General features: G+C 57.3%; 14 protein-coding genes. 5 read left to right on the forward strand and 9 right to left on the reverse strand.

From position 1 onward, the window contains the following. Nucleotides 1-40 precede the first annotated feature (40 nt). The gene (locus CI070_RS11560) at nucleotides 41-460 is read left to right on the forward strand and encodes a hypothetical protein (protein WP_094136761.1); all 420 of its coding nucleotides are present in this window, start codon (nucleotides 41-43) and stop codon (nucleotides 458-460) included. Here CI070_RS11560 and CI070_RS11565 read toward each other — a convergent pair. From CI070_RS11565 to CI070_RS11590, 6 genes are all read right to left on the reverse strand, one after another. Continuing rightward, nucleotides 457-864 (reverse strand): hypothetical protein, encoded by a 408-nt coding sequence (locus tag CI070_RS11565; RefSeq protein WP_143245666.1) that lies wholly within the window; start codon nucleotides 862-864, stop codon nucleotides 457-459. The genes CI070_RS11560 and CI070_RS11565 overlap by 4 nt on opposite strands. Before the next feature lie 86 nt (nucleotides 865-950). Beyond that, nucleotides 951-2,084: a glycoside hydrolase family 43 protein gene (locus CI070_RS11570; protein WP_256943570.1), complete on the reverse strand. Its 1,134-nt coding sequence runs from the start codon at nucleotides 2,082-2,084 to the stop codon at nucleotides 951-953. Nucleotides 2,085-2,092: 8 nt separating this feature from the next. Further along, nucleotides 2,093-3,346 carry a prenyltransferase/squalene oxidase repeat-containing protein gene (locus CI070_RS11575; protein WP_094136764.1) on the reverse strand — a complete coding sequence of 418 codons (1,254 nt, stop codon included), beginning with the start codon at nucleotides 3,344-3,346 and terminating at the stop codon, nucleotides 2,093-2,095. Between the two features lie 3 nt (nucleotides 3,347-3,349). Then, nucleotides 3,350-4,576 (reverse strand): prenyltransferase/squalene oxidase repeat-containing protein, encoded by a 1,227-nt coding sequence (locus CI070_RS11580; RefSeq protein WP_094136765.1) that lies wholly within the window; start codon nucleotides 4,574-4,576, stop codon nucleotides 3,350-3,352. Between the two features lie 19 nt (nucleotides 4,577-4,595). After that, a complete protein-coding gene (locus CI070_RS11585; protein ID WP_094136766.1) occupies nucleotides 4,596-5,780 on the reverse strand; it encodes an HlyD family efflux transporter periplasmic adaptor subunit in 1,185 nt (394 codons plus the stop codon). Between the two features lie 15 nt (nucleotides 5,781-5,795). Then, nucleotides 5,796-6,476, reverse strand: coding sequence for a hypothetical protein (locus CI070_RS11590; protein ID WP_143245667.1), 681 nt, complete (start codon nucleotides 6,474-6,476; stop codon nucleotides 5,796-5,798). Nucleotides 6,477-6,664: 188 nt separating this feature from the next. Here CI070_RS11590 and CI070_RS11595 point away from each other — a divergent pair, with 188 nt between their 5' ends. From CI070_RS11595 to asnS, 4 genes are all read left to right on the forward strand, one after another. Next, nucleotides 6,665-7,354, forward strand: a complete 690-nt coding sequence (locus CI070_RS11595; RefSeq protein WP_094136768.1) for a hypothetical protein — start codon at nucleotides 6,665-6,667, stop codon at nucleotides 7,352-7,354. A gap of 38 nt (nucleotides 7,355-7,392) precedes the next feature. Next, complete coding sequence (gene trxA / locus CI070_RS11600) at nucleotides 7,393-7,710, forward strand: thioredoxin (protein WP_012419743.1); 318 nt, start codon at nucleotides 7,393-7,395, stop codon at nucleotides 7,708-7,710. Between the two features lie 229 nt (nucleotides 7,711-7,939). Further along, nucleotides 7,940-9,220: a C39 family peptidase gene (locus CI070_RS11605; RefSeq protein WP_094136769.1), complete on the forward strand. Its 1,281-nt coding sequence runs from the start codon at nucleotides 7,940-7,942 to the stop codon at nucleotides 9,218-9,220. 108 nt (nucleotides 9,221-9,328) lie between these two features. Beyond that, on the forward strand, nucleotides 9,329-10,696 hold the full coding sequence (gene asnS / locus CI070_RS11610; RefSeq protein ID WP_179218497.1) for an asparagine--tRNA ligase: 1,368 nt from the start codon (nucleotides 9,329-9,331) through the stop codon (nucleotides 10,694-10,696). A 170-nt stretch (nucleotides 10,697-10,866) separates the two neighbouring features. Here asnS and CI070_RS11615 read toward each other — a convergent pair whose 3' ends face one another. The 3 genes from CI070_RS11615 to CI070_RS11635 form a co-directional block, all read right to left on the reverse strand. Beyond that, entirely contained in the window at nucleotides 10,867-11,295 is a 429-nt protein-coding gene (locus CI070_RS11615; protein WP_143245668.1) for a PEP-CTERM sorting domain-containing protein, read from the reverse strand. Nucleotides 11,296-11,951: 656 nt separating this feature from the next. Continuing rightward, complete coding sequence (locus tag CI070_RS11625; RefSeq protein ID WP_179218451.1) at nucleotides 11,952-15,086, reverse strand: autotransporter family protein; 3,135 nt, start codon at nucleotides 15,084-15,086, stop codon at nucleotides 11,952-11,954. Nucleotides 15,087-15,920: 834 nt separating this feature from the next. Then, entirely contained in the window at nucleotides 15,921-17,930 is a 2,010-nt protein-coding gene (locus CI070_RS11635; RefSeq protein ID WP_094136774.1) for an ATP-dependent helicase, read from the reverse strand. Between the last annotated feature and the right edge of the window lie 52 nt (nucleotides 17,931-17,982).

Genomic DNA, 17,982 nt, shown 5'->3' on the forward strand with positions numbered 1-17,982 from the left:
CCTCTGAACGACCGCGGGCGGAAAAGAGTCCAACGTTTATATGAAACTGCATTCCATGATTATTGCCGGCGGAGCCGGCCTTTTGTTATTGGGGGCCTGTTCCCCTTCTTCCTATCAAACCACATTTCCGGAACCGGCCTATGTGAAGGTTTCCACCAACAACGGAGCTTATGCCCCTTATCCGGACAACCCTGTCGGCCAGCAGGAACTGGTGTACTGGTATAATTCCCTTGCCGCGCCGATGACGGTGGTTGCGGAGGTGCCGCCCGCTCCCATCGCCGCGCAAGGCCCGGGTCCGGTTGTTCTTGATTCCAGCGATTTCTCCGCGAAATTGTACCGCGACAGAACGGAAATCAAGAAGAAGGATAAAGACGGCAACTGGGTTACCAGCGTGCGCCCCACCACCCCCGCAGACCAGCGCATGAGGAATTATGTGATGGCTTCCAAAAAAGCCCGTTAGATTTTTCCTCCGTTGGCGAAAGACCTTTCCGGCCTGCCTTCCTCTCCGGAGGAAGCGGGCCCGGCTTGTTTACGGACAGACTTTTCTTCCCATTCTTCCGGGGAAATGGGACGCCGGCGGATAATTTTTCCCGGCCGGGGCAAATAGGCGTCCGTGTAAAAGGTGGAACCGCAGCCCCGGCATTCCAGCATGATTCCCGTATCCGGCTTGCTTTGTTCTTCCGGAGTTTGCTGGGCGGAGTGAAGCCCGGCGTTTCCGCAGTGCGGGCAGCGGATGGGAAGGGGGACGGTGTGTTGGACAATCAGCGTTGCTGCGTAAGCGAGCGCCCAGGCAATATAACCCGCCCAGAAAGGCCATTCCGGATGAAACAGCCAGACTGCCGCGACAAGGAGAGCGGAGCACAAGGCATACAGAAAGCTTCGCTTCTGCCTTCCGGCAAGAAGATGGAAACAATAAACCGTATTCCGCATGGAAGGGGGAAGGGGTGAATTTACAGGTCATCCAGCGTCCATTCGTCCTTCCATTCCAGTTTGATCTGGTCTCCGTCAAACTGGATGGGAAGCCACATATAGCGGCCGTCAATGGCGTTTTTGGGCCGCCAGATGTCCGCCATGAAGATGAATTTGCCGGGTTTGCCCTGCACGGGCAGGATGAAGGCGCTCTGGCCGCCGAACGTGATGCTGGCCCTGGGCCCCACGCAGGGATTTTTCAGTTCCGTCCATGGGCCGGTGATGTTTCTGGCCACGGCGCTGCGGGCGGCGTTGGGAGCCCAGCCCGTGCATCCGGAGGCGATGAAATAATATTTGCCCTTGTGTTTGAAGATGGCGGGAGCTTCCATGAAGCGTCCGGGAAATACCCGGACGAATTTTCCCGTATGCCCCGTGTAGTCCGGCGTCAGCTCCGCGATGTGGGTGGTGCTGTTTTCTTCGGAAGAATAGATGTGGTAGGCTTTGCCGTCGTCGTCCACAAAGATGGTCATGTCCCGGCTCATCTGTCCTTTTTCAAAGTCCTTCTTGAACATATCCTCGGAACGTACGCCTTCGGGCAGCGCGCTGGAAGTCAGTCCGGGGACTCCCTTGAACGTCTCCATGGTTTGGTTCTTTTGATCCATGTTCAGGGGCCATTTGCCCGGATTGACGCGCCCGGCCTTCAGGAACTTGAATGGCCCCGTGGGTGTTGCGGCCGTTGCCACCCCGGCGTAAGCGGAACCGTATCCTTTCCCCTTGAGTTCCAAATGGAACCACATCACATACTTTCCGGTCTTCCTGTTGTAAACCACTTTGGGGCGTTCCAGGATGCAGCCCCTGGCGATGGGGTGGGCGTTGTCCCCCTCCGCCACCTTCAGGGCGATTCCTTCGTCCTTCCAGTTATAGAGGTCTTTGGAGGAATAGCAGTGAACCCCCACCTGGGCATAGTTTCCCGCGTCCCCCTCCACCTTGTGCTCTCCATACCAGTAATAGGTGCCTTTGTCGTACAGGATGCCGCCGCCGTGGGCGTTGATGTGCGCGCCGTTGTTGTCCGTCCAGATTTCCCCGGGCCTGAAGGAGGTGTGTTTAACCGGAGTTTCCGCGGTGGAGACGGAAGACGCGCTGCAAAACAGGCAGAGCGCCAGAAGCGATTTCATGGTGTTTGTCATGGCCGGGATAGTGTGGAAACAGAGGCTGGAAGCGGTTCCGGTTGTCCGTACAGCCTGTCCCAGGCGCGGGAAAGAGCGTACAGGGCATATCCGGTGCCGTAGAATTTATGGTAATTGTACAGGGGGTAGTCCCACCACGCCCCGTCTGTTCCCTGGCGGGTGAGGATATCGTTGGCCAATAGGGACGCGTGCCGTTTTGCCTGGTTTGGAGCCAGCATGCCCAGGCACATTCCCGAATAATAGTATCCGTAATAGAAAAAATAGCCGGAATTCTGGGCGAAACTCTCGTGGGGAGTGGGTTTGTGCAGGGCCATCGTCAGCCATCCCCTGCGGCTCCACAGGCGGTCCAGGCCGTCCACAAGCTGGCGCAGGGAGATGCCCTCCGGTTCCCAGAGCCTGATGGCGTAATCGCAGGCGGGCGTGCGGGCCAGGCTGCCGGTATGGCGGTTGATGGGCCTGCCGGGATAGAAGGCATGGGAAAGGGAATAAACGTAGGTCCCCGCGGGCGTTCTCTGGGATTTAAGAAATTTCAGCGCGCGGGCGAATATTTTGTCGTCAAGGGAAAGGCCGAATGATTTTCCTGCCATCCAGGCGGAGATGAGGACGGTTCCCGTCAGAAAAGAGGTGGGCTGGGCCGCGGGGCGTTTGCTGAAGCCGGAATAAGTGAGGTAGCCCCAGCCCCCCATGGCGGAAGCCAGTTCATTGAGTTTTTTCACCTGGGAGCGGGCGCATTCCTTCAGTTCCCGGTAGCGCAGGCTGTCCGGGGCCAGTCTTGCGGCCCTCATGCTCATGGCGTCCAGCACATAGGTATGCGCCCAGGTGTTGTAGACGCACAGGGCGTCGCCGCGTTTCAGATGGGGCATTGTGCGGATGAGGTAGTCTTCCGCACGGGTCATGGCTTCCTGCACGGCGGGTTCATGATGCAGGGGGCTGGCGTTGAGCCCTGCAATGCACAGGGCGGTGCTGGCCGTTTTGAAAGTGAGCGGCCCGTCCGGGTAGGGGCAGAGGATGTTCCAGGTGCCGATTACCCGGTGGTCGCCCCAGGAGCCGTCCTTATTTTGCGTTTTCAGCAGGAAATCCACGCCGCGGCGGAATGCCCTGTCAAATTGTCCGGGTTTCGCGGGGGGGATATCCGGGGTTTTGGCAATCGGAATGACATCCGCCTTTTCCTCCGGCGCGGATTCCCCCTGCGCTGCGGAAAGATGCAGGCACAAGGCGGCGAAAAAACTGGTCGTCAGCAGGCGGAACATGGGTCATGAAGTTGTTGCAGTATCGGAGGGATACAGGGATTCCCTGACGCGGGAGACGGCATACAGGGCGTATCCGGTGCCGTAGAATTGATGGTAGTTGTACAGGGGGTAGTCCCACCAGGACCCGTCTTTTTCCTGCATGGGCAGGAGGTCGCTTGCCAGATGGGCTGCATGGCGCGCCAGATGTTCCGGCGCCACTTCCTCCAGGCAGCGGGCGGCGTAATAATACCCGTAATAGAAAAAATAGCCTGCGTTCTGGGCAAAGCTTTCATGGGGAATGGGTTTCTTGACGGCCAGAGAAAGCCAGCCGCCGCGGCTCCAGATGCGTTCCAGGCCGTCTTCCAGCTGCCTCCTGGAAATAAAGGACGGGTCATACCGCATCAGGGCCAGATCCCCGGCGGGGGTGCGGGCCAGGCTGCCGGTGTGGCGGTTGATGGGCCTGCCGGGATAGAAGGAATGGGAAAGGGAATAAACGTAGCTGCCGGCGGGCGTCCTCAGCTTTTCCAGACAGGCGACGGCGCGTTTGACGACGCGGTTTTCCGGCTTGAGGCCGAAGGCCAGTTCCGCGTCCTTGTAGGCAAGCAGGACGGTGGCCGTCAGGAAGGACGTGGGTTCCCCAATGGGGCGTTTGGAGAAAGTTTTAAATGTGTAATAGCCCCAGCCGCCCTGGACGTCCGCCATCTGGTCCAGCGCGTTGATTTGAAGGGAGGCTGTCTTTTTGAGTTCTTCGCGCAGAGGGGCATTCGCGGGAAGGTTTAGCGCCGCCCGGCTCAGGGCGGAAAGGCCGTAGGCGTGGCCCCATACGCCAAGCACGGTACGGGTGTCTCCCCGTTTCAGGGTGGGCAGCGTGGTCAGCAGGTATTGCACCGCTTTGTCCAGGGCTGCCTTGACGGCGGGGTCTTCTTTCAGGGGGCTGGTCAGGAGGCCGATGACGCACAGGGAGGTGGAAGCCGTTCTGAACGACCTGGGGCCTTCCGGATAGGGGCAGAGAACGTTCAGGCCCTTGGTGCGCGTATGGTTTCCCCAGGAACCATCCCTGTTCTGTTCCTTCAACAGAAAGTCAGCCGCCTTCCGGATAGAAGCGTCCAGCGTTTCCCGGGAGGGAGGCGGAACGTCCGGAACCCTGGCAATGGGAATGGTATCTCTTTTTTCCGTTTTTTTCGCCGGGACAGGAGCGCAGAGCGCCGTACTGGCTCCAAGAGCGGCAAGGAAAAGGACGGCTTTATTCATGAGTATCCGTTAAGGGAAATCAGGTCTGCTGGTCCTTGATGGTCACCTGGACGGGAAGTCCGGGCGCGAAAATCTGGCTGGCGGGAACCTTGGGCGTGATGATAATGCGGCGCTTGCCGTCTGCTCCCGGAATGGGGCTGGCTTCCGTAATAATGCCGGGAATCTGCATGTTCGTTATTTTGATGACGACGGGTTCCCCCACCTTGGGCGTAGCGGTGGAGTCCGGAAGAGTGGCCTGGACAATCAGTTCCGAATCCGGCGGAACGATGGTGGCGATTTTGTCAAAGGCTTCCAGTTTGCCGCCGGGTTTCAGCTTTTCCGCCACCGGGATGGCCACCCATTTGTCCGCCACATATCCGCCGTACAGCAGGATGCCGTTTTCCGGAGCCTTGAAAGAGGCCATTTCCCGGTCCGCTTTCAGTTCATTGTACTTGTCCTGAAGGCGCCGCAGGGACACTTCCGCCTCCGTCAGGGCTATCTTCTTCTGTTCCAGGTCAACATCCGCCTGCTTCCGGGCCTGTTCCAGATCCATCTGCTTTTCCCTGACCGCCGTCGCGTAGTCTTCCCCCAGGCGGTGGATATTGCGCAGTTTGGCCAGCTCCGCAACGAGCCTGGCCCCCTGAACGGCGAATTCGCTTTCCCCAAGTTCATTTTTCAGGCGCTTCAGAATAATCTCTTCCGTTTCCTCCGCCACCTGGTCGTCCTTGTACATCTTGGTAAGCTGGTTCAGTTCTTCCTGCTTGTAGGACATGTGGCGCAGGGCCTTGTTGACGCGTTCTTCTTCTTCCGCCAGCATGCGGGCCTTCCGTTTTTCCAGGAAATCCTTTTGATCCTCTTCCGTCCGGGCCAGGGCCGTCTGGTATTTTTGCAGGGCCAGGGCGGAACGTTCCTTCTGCTGGTCCAGGGCGTACCGGAGCTTCAGCACTTCCAGGTTTTTGCTCTTAATGGCGCGTTCATAATCCTCAATGCTCCTGTCCAGTATGCGGAAGTCCGCCTGGGCTACGGATTCCCCTTTCTTGATGGAGCTTCCCTGCGGCATGATGCCGAGCAGGAAAATGTTCGAGCTTCCCTGGGGGGAGAAGGAAATGGATTTGGTATTTTTTTTGGGAAGAAGGATGCCCGGGGCAATGGAATCCGCCAGGGAGGGAATTCCCATGAACAGGGCGGCCAGAAATCCGGCCATGGTGAGGGAGGTGCGGTTCATAAAAATAAAATGGGATCAGGACTGATGAGCGGAGAAGGGGACGAAGCGGCCCTTCTTTCCAAGAATAACGGTGTGAAAGGCGGTTTTCTTTCCTTTATGTGAGGCAGGAACGGCTTCCGTGCTTACTTCGAACCCCGCTTTTTGCAGTGTCCGGGAAAGCCGGGCGTCCGGGCGCGCTACCGTGATGACCAGCAGGCCGCCCTGCTTGAGCGCGGCAAAATAGTCGGAAGCCTCGGCGACGCTCAGGTTCATGCGCTCGTGCGTGGAATGGGACAGAATGGCGTGGAAGCTCTTCGGATTCTTGCGTGCGATCTGGAGCGCCGGGGCAAATTCCACGCTGACGCGGGGATCGTGCAGGAAGCCGGGCCGTTCCTGGTCCATCAGTTCCTTGTGCCAGTCGAGGAGCGGTTTGCAGGGTTCCGCCACGATGAAGCGGGCTTTTTCCCTGCGGATCTGATCCATCAGGGCAAACAGGGTGAATCCCAGGCCAAGGCCATCGAGAAGGAAGGAAGGCTGGTTGGCCCTTTTGACCGGCGCCGCCGCCATGGCCGCCGCCGCTTCATTGCTTCCGTGGGAAAAACTGGACGCCATCTGTACGCCGTCGCGCAGAAGAAAATGGAAACCGTCCCGTTCCCATAGGTCGAGAACGGAGCCGTCGGGCAGCGTGGAGGAAGCTAGTTTGGTAATGGGTTTCATATGAAATAATGCCGGATACACAGCGTAGGAAAGAACGCTTTTCAGGGCAAGTCTGGACAGCGTGTTTGAGATGGAATACGCTTCAAATTAAAAAAAATTGCGCGGAATTCAGGTTTTGCGCATTCTTTTTCTTGATTTACGGGCTGAAATAAGCGAGAGCTATCGTTCAGCACAGTTATTTTTCCGATATGAGTAATCCACCTCCCCCCCCCATTCCGGGCGGTACTCCGCCTCCGCCCAGCATTCCGACTCCGCCGGCCGCTCCTGCCGTGCCCAAGGCGCCCGCCGCTCCCGCTGTTCCGCCGGTAGCCGTCGCGCCGGCCCCTGCGCCTGCTGCTCCGCCCGCCGCTGCTGCGCCCACCATTCCCCTTCGTCCCGCCGGCCTCGGCGGAGGCATCAAGCTTGGCGGCGGTTTGAAAACGGTTGCCCTCGGTTCCGCCACGGCGCCCGTGGCCCCCGTGGTTCCTCCTGCTGGCGCTGCGCCTGCCGCTGTCGCTCCTACCGTTCCCCTGACTCCTCCCGGAGCAGGCATGGCGACGGCCCAGCTTCCGCAGGCCACCATCGGGCTGAAGACCGCACCCGCTGCCGCCCCGGTTTCTTCCACATCCTTTACGGCCAGGAAGTTTCAGGAAGATACGGAAGCGGCTCCCAGTACGCTGCTGAATGTCCTTTCCTTTGTAGCCCTTGCCTTTGCGCTTATTTTCGTCGGTTATCAATATGCTACGGATACCCTGGAAGCCCGCAGCATGACCGGCTGGCTGGGCGGAGACTCCAAGCCTGCCCCCGCGGCGGCCGCCGATGAAGAGATGGAGGATGACGATTCTTCCGAAACTTCTGCCGACGAGCCTTCCGATGATGGCGCCGATGCGGAAGAATAAGTGAACGTAATAACTGTTGAAATACTCTAAGCGGTACTATGGCAAACGTATTTTCCGAAGCAAATTTTGAGGATGAAGTTCTGAAGTCCGACATTCCTGTGCTTGTCGATTTCTGGGCTACATGGTGCGGTCCCTGCCGCATGATCGCCCCGATTATCGACCAGCTTTCTACGGAATTGGCAGGCAAGATCAAGGTGGGCAAAGTGGATGTGGACGCCAACAACGGACTGGCTGCCACCTATGGCGTGCGCACTATTCCTACCCTTCTGATCATCAAGGACGGGGAAATCATGGATACGATGGTGGGCGCCTCTTCCAAGGATGCCATCATGCAGCGTTTGCGTCCGTTCATGTAAAACTGGACCGGGGTTGATTTATTCAGGCCGGCCTGCTGCGGAATTCACTGCGGCAAGCCGGTTTTTTTACCGGGAAGGATTATGGGAATAAGGCAAATTGGGGCAAAGGGAAAGAAGGGATAGTTTGCCGGAGGAAGGTTCATTTTTTCTTGGCAGAACCATCATGGGAGAATAACATGACCAGCGTAGATTCCGTGCAGCGGGATCATTCTCCGCCTTCTTTGCCGTTATGCGACTTATTTCTTCCATTCTGCCTTTCCTTTCAGTCTGCTGCTTTCTTCCCTCCGCCTGGGGCGCGGGCGACATGGCGCCGGATTTGAAGTCTGGCGCGTTCTGGAAGCTGCCTCAGCCGGATTTGTTCGGAAAATATTTTAACGGAGAGTCCGGCGGCTGGGTGGACAAAGGCAAGACCCAGCTCCGGATTGCGAAGCCCTCCATCAAGATAGGGGACATGTCCCCGGGGGAAATGCTGGTGAACTGGAAGGAAGGAGCCCCCCAGTCAATGACGATCATGATGTACAACAAGGGGGACAACGGGGCTATTGGCAAGGATGAATTTGACAAACGCCTGGAGCTCATCAAGGAATCCCTGACCGCTCTTACCGGAATTCAGCCCAGGGAGTACCGGGCCTCCCGCAAGGAGGCGGTGGTCAAGGTCAACGGCTGGTCCTGGATTTGGGATAACGGGGCCATTACCCTGGAAATCAATACATCGCGGGAGGGCAGGGAATTTGAAGCGGAATTTATCCGGATGAAGGCCGGCCCCACGGAAGATTCCATCGCGAGGAGCGATGCTTCTTCCCGGGCCAGAAAGGCGGATATCAAACAGCACGTCAGGAAAGAAGGAAAGCGGGTGGTGATTCAGGATATTCCCATGGTGGACCAGGGCCAGAAAGGTTATTGCGTGGTGGCTACGGCCGCCCGCATTTTTGCCTATTATGGAATGGATTATGTGGATCAGCATGAACTGGCTTCCCTGGCCAATACCTCTGCGGGCGGAGGCACTAATACGGCGGCAATGGCGGAAAACCTGAAAAAAATCGGGACACGCTTCCAGATACGGATTAAAGTGCTGGATTCCTTGGCGAATTCCCGTGATTTCAAGAATCTGTTGAAAGCCTATAACCGCGCCGCCTCCAAGCTGAAAAAAGAGAAGGTGGAAAATGAACATGACTGGTCCGGCTTCTGGGACAATGCGGACGGGGAAGTCCTGAAGCTGGCGCGCGCGGGGTCACCGTCCCAGGTGGACAGGTGGCTCAATGCCATTAAACCCTATATCATGGCGGGCATCCCCGTGTTCTGGTCCGTACAGCTTGGCATTGTTCCGGAACCGCTGCGTTTGTCCCAGACGCGCGGAGGCCATTTGAGGCTGATTATCGGTTTTGACGAGGAAAAGAAAACGCTTATCTTTTCAGATTCCTGGGGGGCTGCCCACACGGAAAAGGAAATGCCGCTGGCGGATGCCATCGCCATTACGACGGGGCGGCAGGTCATGCAGCCTTCCAAGTAACAGAGTGCGGCGTATTCCTCCTTCTCTGCCGGAAGATACGGAATATTCTCTCTGTGGTAGAGCAATTCTTCTGGCATGGGCAGGGCGCTGTATTATACTTGCGCCATGATGAACAGAACATTGGTGAAACATGTCCTGGCCAGCGAGGCGGAAATGCCGGACGTCCTGATTCAGGGATGGGTGCGTACGCGCCGTGATTCCAGGGCTTTTTCCTTTTTGGAGGTAAATGACGGTTCCTCCGTCGCCTCTCTCCAGGTGGTGGCGGATGCAGGCATTCCCGGCTATGAACGGATTGGGGAAATGGCTACGGGGTCTGCCGTGAGCATCCGCGGCGCTCTGGTTGCCGGGCAGGGGAGGCAGCGGTGGGAATTGCGCGCCGCCTCCCTGGAGCTGGTGGGGGCTGTTCCGGATTCCTATCCCCTGCAGAAAAAAGGGCATACGCCGGAGTTCCTGCGTTCCATCGCTCATTTGCGCCCCCGCACCAACCTGTTTGGAGCCGTGTTCCGCATGCGCAGCAGGCTGGCCTTCGCCATTCACCGCTTTTTCCAGGAAAGGGATTTTTCCTGGGTCAGCACTCCCATCATCACCGCCAGTGACTGCGAGGGGGCCGGAGAAATGTTCCGTGTGACGACGCTGGATGTGGGAGACGCCGCCTCCCGTGACGCCTCCCGGGATTTCTTCGGCAAGGCGGCCTACCTCACGGTAAGCGGCCAGCTGGAAGGGGAAGCGTTCGCATGCGCCCTGAGCAACATTTATACCTTTGGTCCCACATTCCGGGCGGAGAACTCCAACACCACGCGCCATGCGGCGGAATTCTGGATGGTGGAGCCTGAAATGGCTTTCTGCGATCTGTATGGAGACATGGACATGGCGGAAGAGTTTGTCCGTTTTCTCGTCGGGGACGCCTTGGAGAACAGCGCGGAAGAAGTGGAATTCCTGACCCGTTTTGTGGACAAGGGGCTGCGGGAACGCCTGGAGCATGTGAAGGAAACTCCGTTTGTGCGCTGTTCCTATACGGAAGCCGTTGATATTCTGCTCAAGAGCGGCAAAACATTTGATTACCCCGTTTCCTGGGGCATCAATCTGCAGAGCGAGCACGAACGCTTCCTGACGGAGGAACATTTTAAATGCCCCGTCATCGTTTATAACTACCCGAAGGAGATTAAACCCTTCTACATGCGCCTGAACGAAGACGGGAAGACCGTCACCGCCATGGATGTGCTGGTGCCCGGCATCGGTGAGATCGTGGGCGGCAGCCAGCGTGAAGAGCGGCTGGACATTCTGGAGGAAAACATGCGCCGCATGGGCATGAATGCGGAAGCGTACCGCTGGTATGCGGATCTGCGCCGTTACGGCACGGTGCCGCACGCCGGATTCGGGGCCGGGTTTGAACGTCTGCTGATGTTCGTGACCGGAGTGACCAACATCCGCGACGTCCTGCCTTTTGTCCGTACCCCGCGGAACTGCGAGTTCTGACTTGCCCGGAACACGGATTTTCCCCGTCTGGAAGGGCGCTGCCCGGTTCCGCAGGATAATGTTGCGGTAATGGAGGAGGAAGGAGCGTGCGAAGAACCGGGGCGGCGGCAAAAGAAAACCCCGGCTTTCCTTTGGGAATAAGCCGGGGTGGAATTAACGTGCGGAAAGGGCTACTGTCTCTTTCTTCTCAGCAGCAGGCCGCCCAGTCCCAGAAGGCTCAGCGTGGCCGTTGCGGGTTCCGGAATCATTTCATAGCTGATCACTACCTTGGTGACGTCGTTCTCCGTAACCTGTTCAGCGGTCGCTTGTATTTTCTTGTTGCCGACGAATTGCAGATTACTCAAGTCCAGGTTGATATTGCCTCCCTCTTGGGAAGATTTAAGGGAAGCAAGTTCAATGGTTCCGCTCCCGGAAAGCTTACGCATATCCAATGTGCCGAAGAAGGTGACGGTTCTTCCATTGGTCCAGAAGTTGGCGAGATTCGTGGCAATCCAGGAACCGTGTTCTTCCGCCGTAAAAACGCCGAAGTCCATTGTAAAGTCGCGTTGCAGTCCGAGGGTGTTGCTGGATTCAAACACCAATTGGGCATTCTCTTCCACTTTGAACAGATCAACATTGATATCTCCCGTTCCTGTCCCCGTGGTACAAAGCAGGGTGCTTCCAGACCCTATTCCAACTATGCTGGTTTCCCCGAAATAGGATTGGGCGGGGGACCAGGTGATCGTTCCGGCATTTTCTCCGATGATGGCTTCATCCCGGCTGCTTTGCGGGAAATAGCCGTTCGGCGTGCCATTTACCGTCCAGTTGTTGGCGTCTCCATAAATTCCGTTTCCTGCCGCTCCGCTCCAGACATAGACGGCAGCCTAGGAAAGACCCGCGGAAAGGCAGCATAAGATGCAGAATGTAGATAACTTCATATTCAGCAGATACTTTAGAAAAGAGCACATAACGGATTCTCAATCCGTTGTCAATGTAAATATCTGAGAAGGGGGCATATCGGCCGGAAATATTTTTATGATCACTTGAATGAGAAGAGGAATATGAGAGTGGAGCTAATCATAATATTTTTATTGTTAAATATTTGCTCCTGAATAAAAAGATGCCGGATTGAGAATCCGCAAAGGAATTTCCTGTTTGTCAGGAAATGTTATTTCAAAGAACGGATGCGGAAATATACGGAAAACCCTTTCCCGCGCGGGGCGGGAAAGGGCCTACCATAACCAAGTAAAAACATGCGCTGAAGCGCTCTGCCTACTTAGAACGTATAGCTGATGGCGCCGTTGATGCCGTGGGCGGTCAGCTGGTTGCGGGTCTCGAACTGGTAGCAGACGCGGGCTCCCCACTTGTTGGAGAAGATCATGTCAACGCCGGCGTTCAGGCGGAATGCGGTGCGGCCAACGTTGACGCCGCGGGCATTCCAGGTCCCAAGAGGTCCGGAGACATTGGATTTGGGATTCATGCGGCTCACATCCTGGGATACTGCTACTGTCAGGGCCGGGGTGATGGTGGTGCCTCCGTCCGTCTGGTAGGAGCGGGCGATCGTAATGCCGACGGGAATGGTCCAGTTCTGGGCCCGGGCGTGGCCGAAGGTGCGTCCGTAAGGCCCGCTTTCAGAGAAACCCTTGAGTTCGGACGTCATGAATTCAATACCCGTGTAGGGCGTGACAAAGGCTTTTCCGAGCGCGAAACGTTCCGTCCAGGTGCCGTAAAGGGCGCCGCTGAAGGTGTCCGCATCCGCTCTGCCGTTGGCGGCGGAACCCATCATGTAAGAATCGCCCTTGAAACGGGAGCGGCCGTAAGCGCCGTAGCCGTCCAGCGTGAACTTGCTGTCCTTGAAGGGATGCATGCGTCCGTAGATCATGGCCAGGAAGGAGTCCACGTCATAGTCGGCGCCGATGCCCGTTTTGTCCTTGAAGTCGCCGAAGCTCTGGCCGGCGGCGATGCCGATCAGGGAACCCTGCGCAGCCTTGTAGTCAATGCCTACGGCATAACCGCCGGCATTGTACTTATAACCGGAAACTCCGTCGCGGGCGTCCTGGTCATCCCAGATGCCCATGCCGCCTACCCAGATATTGCCGTTGCCCCTGGCGATTGTCTTGCGGGCGATGGGAGAACCTTTGGCGTCCACTACTTCAACGGTGTCTTCCGTCTGGCGCGCCATGGAGGCGGCGGATTGAATGCGTCCCAGGTCGGCGAAGTTCCGCACGGTGCGGCTGGCCGCCCAGGTGAAGTTCACCACGTGTTCACCGCTGACGGACTGGATGATGCGGGCAGCTTCATCCGCGCTCGCGGCCCGGAACAGGTTTTCGTAGAACTGGGAGGCGGGAGAACCGGCGGCCACGTTCAGACGGTTGTTTTCCAGGGCGGCCGCTACGGTGTAAACGTTGCCGTTGTAGCCGGACATGGGGCCGTCAATGCCCTTCATGTCCTGGGTGATGATGGTGGTGCCTTCCGCCGTTCCCGGAGCCATGGTGGTGCTCAGGAATACGTTGTTCAGCAGACGGCCGGAAATGTCCGTGCCGTTCAGCGTGGCCGTCACGCTTTCCGTGCCCTTGTGGAGCTGGGCGAGCGGAACGGGGTTGCCGCTGGCGTCGGACACCTGGATGCCTACGCGGGAATTATCCTGGAACGTGGCGGGAGTGCCTAAGTCCAGTACGGAACCGTCGCTCAGCAACAGGGTGGAGTCGCCTCCGAAGGTGGCGGAAGCTCCCTTCATGGTGGAATTCTTCGCCAGGGTCACCTGTCCCGTCCGAATGTCGTAAACCGTATCGTCCGTTCCCATCACGGCGCCGTCCATGGACTGGAGGGGACCGGCTTTTCCGGTGGCGGAGTCAGCGGCGCCGAAGGCGGCATGGCCGATGATCAGGTTGCCTTCAAGCTGCTGGTAGGTTCCTCCGAACGTATCGGCGGCTTCAGCTCCGCCGTAAACGAGAGTGCCCGCTCCGGTCTTCGTCATCACGGTCTGGTCGGCAGCCAGCGGGGCGGCGTCAGCCGTGGGAGCGGGGGCCGCGGTGGAGATGCCGTCATTGATGAACGTGTAGGCGGTGGCGTCCGTATAAACGTTGATCTGGGTGTTCTGGCCCGCCTGCACGGAACCGGAAACTCCGTTGGACGTATTGCCGGAGAGAATTGCGCCGGAGCCGATGTACAGGGTCTGCCCGTCCGCCAGGTTGATGGCGGCTTTGCCGGCGGTGGAGGCGGTGTTGTCCAGGACCTGGACGCCGTCCCCGATGGAGATCTGGCCGCCTGCGGAAATCACGCCGTCAGCAGCGGTATTGCCGGTGATGACGCTGTTGTTGCCAATGGCGATATTGTCATCCGCCGCCAGGGTGGAATTTCCCTTGACGGTCGTGTTTTCGCCAAGTGTGACGCTGCCTTCGATGGAGCCCAGCTTTTCCGTGCTTGCGACGGTGTTCCAGCTGCCGTCGTCATTGCTGTAAACGGTTTTGTTGAGGTCGATGGATTCCGCGGAAACAGCAGTGCCGTCCAGGACGGAATTGTCTCCCAGGGAAATATTGCCGCCCTCGGTTTTAAGGGTGACGGCGCCGGCTGCGGTTTCTCCAAGGATGATGCCTCCGGAAACGCTGTCATCCATGGAGTCGATGACGGTTTTGCCGGTCTGAGCGCCGGATGCGTCAAACTGTTCCGTAGTTACGGCGCCAATGCCCGCCGTGGAAGTCACATCTCCGTTCAGGGCAACTTTGGACGCCGGATCGCTTACGATCTGGCCTGTCGCCGTTACGGCATCCTGCATCGTGACGTTGTTGCCCAGGACCACGGCCCGCTCATTGGAATTATTGTAAGTATTGTACGTCGTCCTGGTATAGGCTTGTCCCGCCGGCGGCGTTGCCGGGTCTACGGTTTGAACTGCCTGGCCAGTGACGGTAACGGCTTTTTCCATGGAAACATTGTCGCCGATGCCTACCTGTCCGTTCGTGGAGGTGACGGTTGCTCCCACCGTCCTGGGATTGGCGGCGTCATTCGTACCTTCGATGGCAATATTCCTGCCGTCAATAGTGGTGGTAGCTGAAGCATTCGTCACCACAATGTCATTGTCGCTTCCCAGAGGTTCGCTCAAGGTGATGTCGTTGAAGCTGACCTGGTTGTTAACCAGATCGTAATTGAAATTAACCAGTTTGTTGCTGGCGTCCGCCATTTGGACGGTAACATTCCCCGTTCCGGAGATGGCGTTCAACTGGGCTCGTTGCTCCTGGGTCAGCGTGATGTTGTCGGAGCCGGAAGGTACCGTAATCGTGATGGTTGAAGCTTCATTGGAAGCGGCAGCCTGGTTCCAGGCAGTAACGAATTCATCGGCGCTGTTGACTGTATAGTCGGCTGCCGTAGTAATGGAAAAACTGCCAAGGCAGGCGATGACAGCTGCCAGCAGCATATGTGGGAGTCTTAATTTCATGCTTTTTTTATTTGTTTAATGATTAGGTGGTTATGCGTTCGTGACAATCACGGCGCCCGAGGTTTTAGATGATTCCCATTTCAGGCTGTTCACCGGGATGACATGAGAAATTTTAATGAGAATAATAATTAAAATGGCTCGTTATGAATTGCTTATGATTATTATTCAAAGGGTTCAATCATGACAGGATTCTGCGGTCTTGGGCCGGAAAGGAATTTCAAGAACATTCAGGTCAATTCATTTTTGCTGGAAAGATTAATCTGTTTCCATTGATAATGAAATTGTTATAATATGTTAACATGGTCCGGTCGCAACGTTTTCCCGCCGGCTCAGGAGGAGCTGAGGTAACGGTTCCATAGGAAGAGACGTATTCAACGCTGGCCGGACAGGTAAATACGTTGTTTCTAATAGATTATATAATTAATTAGAAAATCCGGGGAGGATGGAGGCCGGGGCATCTCCCGGATGAAGAGGAGCGGCTTGTGAAGCCCTGCGAATAAAAATCTGGCCAGGCTGTTTTTTGAAGCGGCCCGAATATGCGGGCGGGGAATTCCAGCCGGAAGGGACCTTCCCCTATGGGCTTTGCCGGGTATGGCGGTAAGAGCCGCGGCGTCAGGGTGTTCGGAATATGGCGGGGCCACCGGGGAATTCCTTTTTCCGGGAAAGGAGGAAACATCCCCGGATGAGGGGTAGGCGTAAGAATTCAAGTGGGTGGAAGGAGAACTTTTCGGAGGCTTCGCGCCGCGTGTTCCCGGCCGGAAGAAGACGGAGAGTCCGGCGTTTTCGGATATGGCCAGGGAGAAGAGAGCAGGATTATTCTACCTCCCATTCCTCCACCAGGCCGGCTGGAAATTCATCCAGAAAGCGGGAGGGCATTTGCATGAAGGTTCCTCCCTGGGCGCGGCAGTTCCAACGGGGGTAGGTCAGGTAAAGCTGATCCTTGGCGCGGGTAATTCCTACGTAAAAGAGGCGGCGTTCCTCTTCCAGCCCGGACAGGTCCCCGTCGTCAATTACCCGCTGGTGCGGAAACATGCCGTCGCACAGGCCGATCAGAAAAACGACAGACCATTCCAGTCCCTTGGCCTGGTGGATGGTGGACAGGGTGACGGAGCCTCCGGAGAGGTCCGCTGCGGCGCTTTCATCATCCGTGTTGCCCAGAAGGGAAAGCTGGGAGAGAAAATCCTCCGTGGATTCAAAGCGTTCGGAAAATCCGGCCAGATGCAGAAGGTCCTGTTTGCGCTGGTCGTAATTGTCGAAAGCGGCCTGCATGTACTCGTCATACACGGCCTCATTGATGGAAAGGAGCATGGAGGCAGGCCCGGCCAGTTTTCCGGCGGGGGCCAGTTCATCCAGGGTGTAGCAGAGCTGCGTCCAAGCCGTTCTGGATTTGGCGGGGACCGGAAAATCCAGCATCAGGGCGGAAAAGGATTCCGGAGGGGTTTCCTGCCGGCTTTCCGGGCAGGCGGTCCAGCGCATCCAGAGTTTCTGGGCCATGCCGGGGCCGATGCCGGGCAGCAGCATCGCCATGCGGCGGAAGGAAAATTCGTCCCTGGGATTGACCACAAAACGCATGAATGCCACCACGTCTTTAATATGGGCCTGTTCGAAAAACCTGATGCCGCTGGTGATGCGGAAAGGTATTTCTCCACGGGTCAGTTCCATTTGCAATTCCATGCTGTGGAAGTGGGCGCGGTAAAGCACGGCTATTTCACTGGGGTCCGTGCCTTCTTCAATAAGGTCCCTGATGCGCTGGACGACAAATTTGGCCTGCATCCGGTCGTCATTGAGCGGGACGAGGGCGGGAGGCATTTCCCCGGTGGGGCGCACGGAGCGGAGCTGCTTTTCAATTTGAACTTCGTTGGCGGCGATAGCCGCGTTGGAAAGCTCCAGGATCTCCGGCACGCTGCGGTAATTGGTTTCTATCTTGAAAGTCTTTGCCGCCGGATAGCGGGTAGTAAAGCTGAGAATGTTTTCCATGTCCGCGCCGCGCCAGGAGTAGATGCTCTGGGCATCGTCCCCCACCACCATCAGCTGGCCGTGTTCCCGGGCCAGCATGTCGATGAGGCGGCTCTGGAGGTAATTGGTGTCCTGGTACTCATCCACCAGGATATGCCGGAAGCGGGAGCCGTACAGGGCGCGCAGGTGCTCCTGTTCCTGAAAGAGCCTTACGACGTTGAGAAGCAGGTCGTCAAAATCCATGCTGTTGGTTTCCTGCTTGCGGGCCACGTATTGGCCATGCACCTCCAGGATGGCGTCCAGATGGCTGGAAAGGTAGGGATAGGCGTTTTCCAGCGTTTCCCGGATGTTGGCTCCCTCATTGTCTGCCAGACTGAACAGGGAGGAAAGGACTTCCGGCTTGGGGAAGCGGGCGGATTTTTCATCCAGCTTGAGGGACTTCACCACGCTTTTGATCATGGACTTGCGGTCGTCGGAGTCCATGATCGTGAAAGCCGGGGTATATCCCAGGTATTCCGCGTGCTGGCGCAGGATGCGGTTGGCAATGGAATGGAACGTGCCGCTCCACAGGCGGGACAAGTCCAGGGGAATCAGGGAACGCACCCGTTCCGTCATTTCCCGCGCCGCCTTGTTGGTGAAGGTGAGCAGCAGAATGTTCCATGGGTCCGTACCGTGATCCAGAAGCCAGGCCACGCGATAGGTCAGCGTGCGCGTTTTTCCCGATCCGGCTCCTGCGATGACAAGAGCCGGCCCCGGTTCTGAAGAAACGGCGGCGTACTGTTCCTCGTTGAGGGCCGTACGGTAGTCGATCCCGGAGACGGGGGCGACCGGCTCGGCATCCTGCCTGATGACGTATCGGCGGGCCATGAGGGTTAGTTGATAATTGACGGGAAACAGTTAATAGAAAAGGTGGAAGGGG

This window comes from Akkermansia muciniphila, from assembly GCF_900184965.1.
In the GTDB taxonomy this organism is placed as follows: Bacteria; Verrucomicrobiota; Verrucomicrobiia; order Verrucomicrobiales; family Akkermansiaceae; genus Akkermansia; species Akkermansia muciniphila_A.

Bases quoted from the DNA above. Each gene is read 5' to 3' on its own strand.
- CI070_RS11605 (WP_094136769.1), top strand. From the start codon at position 7,940: ATGCGACTTATTTCTTCCATTCTGCCTTTCCTTTCAGTCTGCTGCTTT.
- CI070_RS11585 (WP_094136766.1), bottom strand. From the start codon at position 5,780: ATGAACCGCACCTCCCTCACCATGGCCGGATTTCTGGCCGCCCTGTTC.
- CI070_RS11575 (WP_094136764.1), bottom strand. From the start codon at position 3,346: ATGTTCCGCCTGCTGACGACCAGTTTTTTCGCCGCCTTGTGCCTGCAT.
- CI070_RS11595 (WP_094136768.1), top strand. From the start codon at position 6,665: ATGAGTAATCCACCTCCCCCCCCCATTCCGGGCGGTACTCCGCCTCCG.
- CI070_RS11560 (WP_094136761.1), top strand. From the start codon at position 41: ATGAAACTGCATTCCATGATTATTGCCGGCGGAGCCGGCCTTTTGTTA.
- asnS (WP_179218497.1), top strand. From the start codon at position 9,329: ATGAACAGAACATTGGTGAAACATGTCCTGGCCAGCGAGGCGGAAATG.
- CI070_RS11570 (WP_256943570.1), bottom strand. From the start codon at position 2,084: ATGAAATCGCTTCTGGCGCTCTGCCTGTTTTGCAGCGCGTCTTCCGTC.
- CI070_RS11635 (WP_094136774.1), bottom strand. From the start codon at position 17,930: ATGGCCCGCCGATACGTCATCAGGCAGGATGCCGAGCCGGTCGCCCCC.
- CI070_RS11625 (WP_179218451.1), bottom strand. From the start codon at position 15,086: ATGCTGCTGGCAGCTGTCATCGCCTGCCTTGGCAGTTTTTCCATTACT.
- CI070_RS11590 (WP_143245667.1), bottom strand. From the start codon at position 6,476: ATGAAACCCATTACCAAACTAGCTTCCTCCACGCTGCCCGACGGCTCC.
- CI070_RS11580 (WP_094136765.1), bottom strand. From the start codon at position 4,576: ATGAATAAAGCCGTCCTTTTCCTTGCCGCTCTTGGAGCCAGTACGGCG.
- trxA (WP_012419743.1), top strand. From the start codon at position 7,393: ATGGCAAACGTATTTTCCGAAGCAAATTTTGAGGATGAAGTTCTGAAG.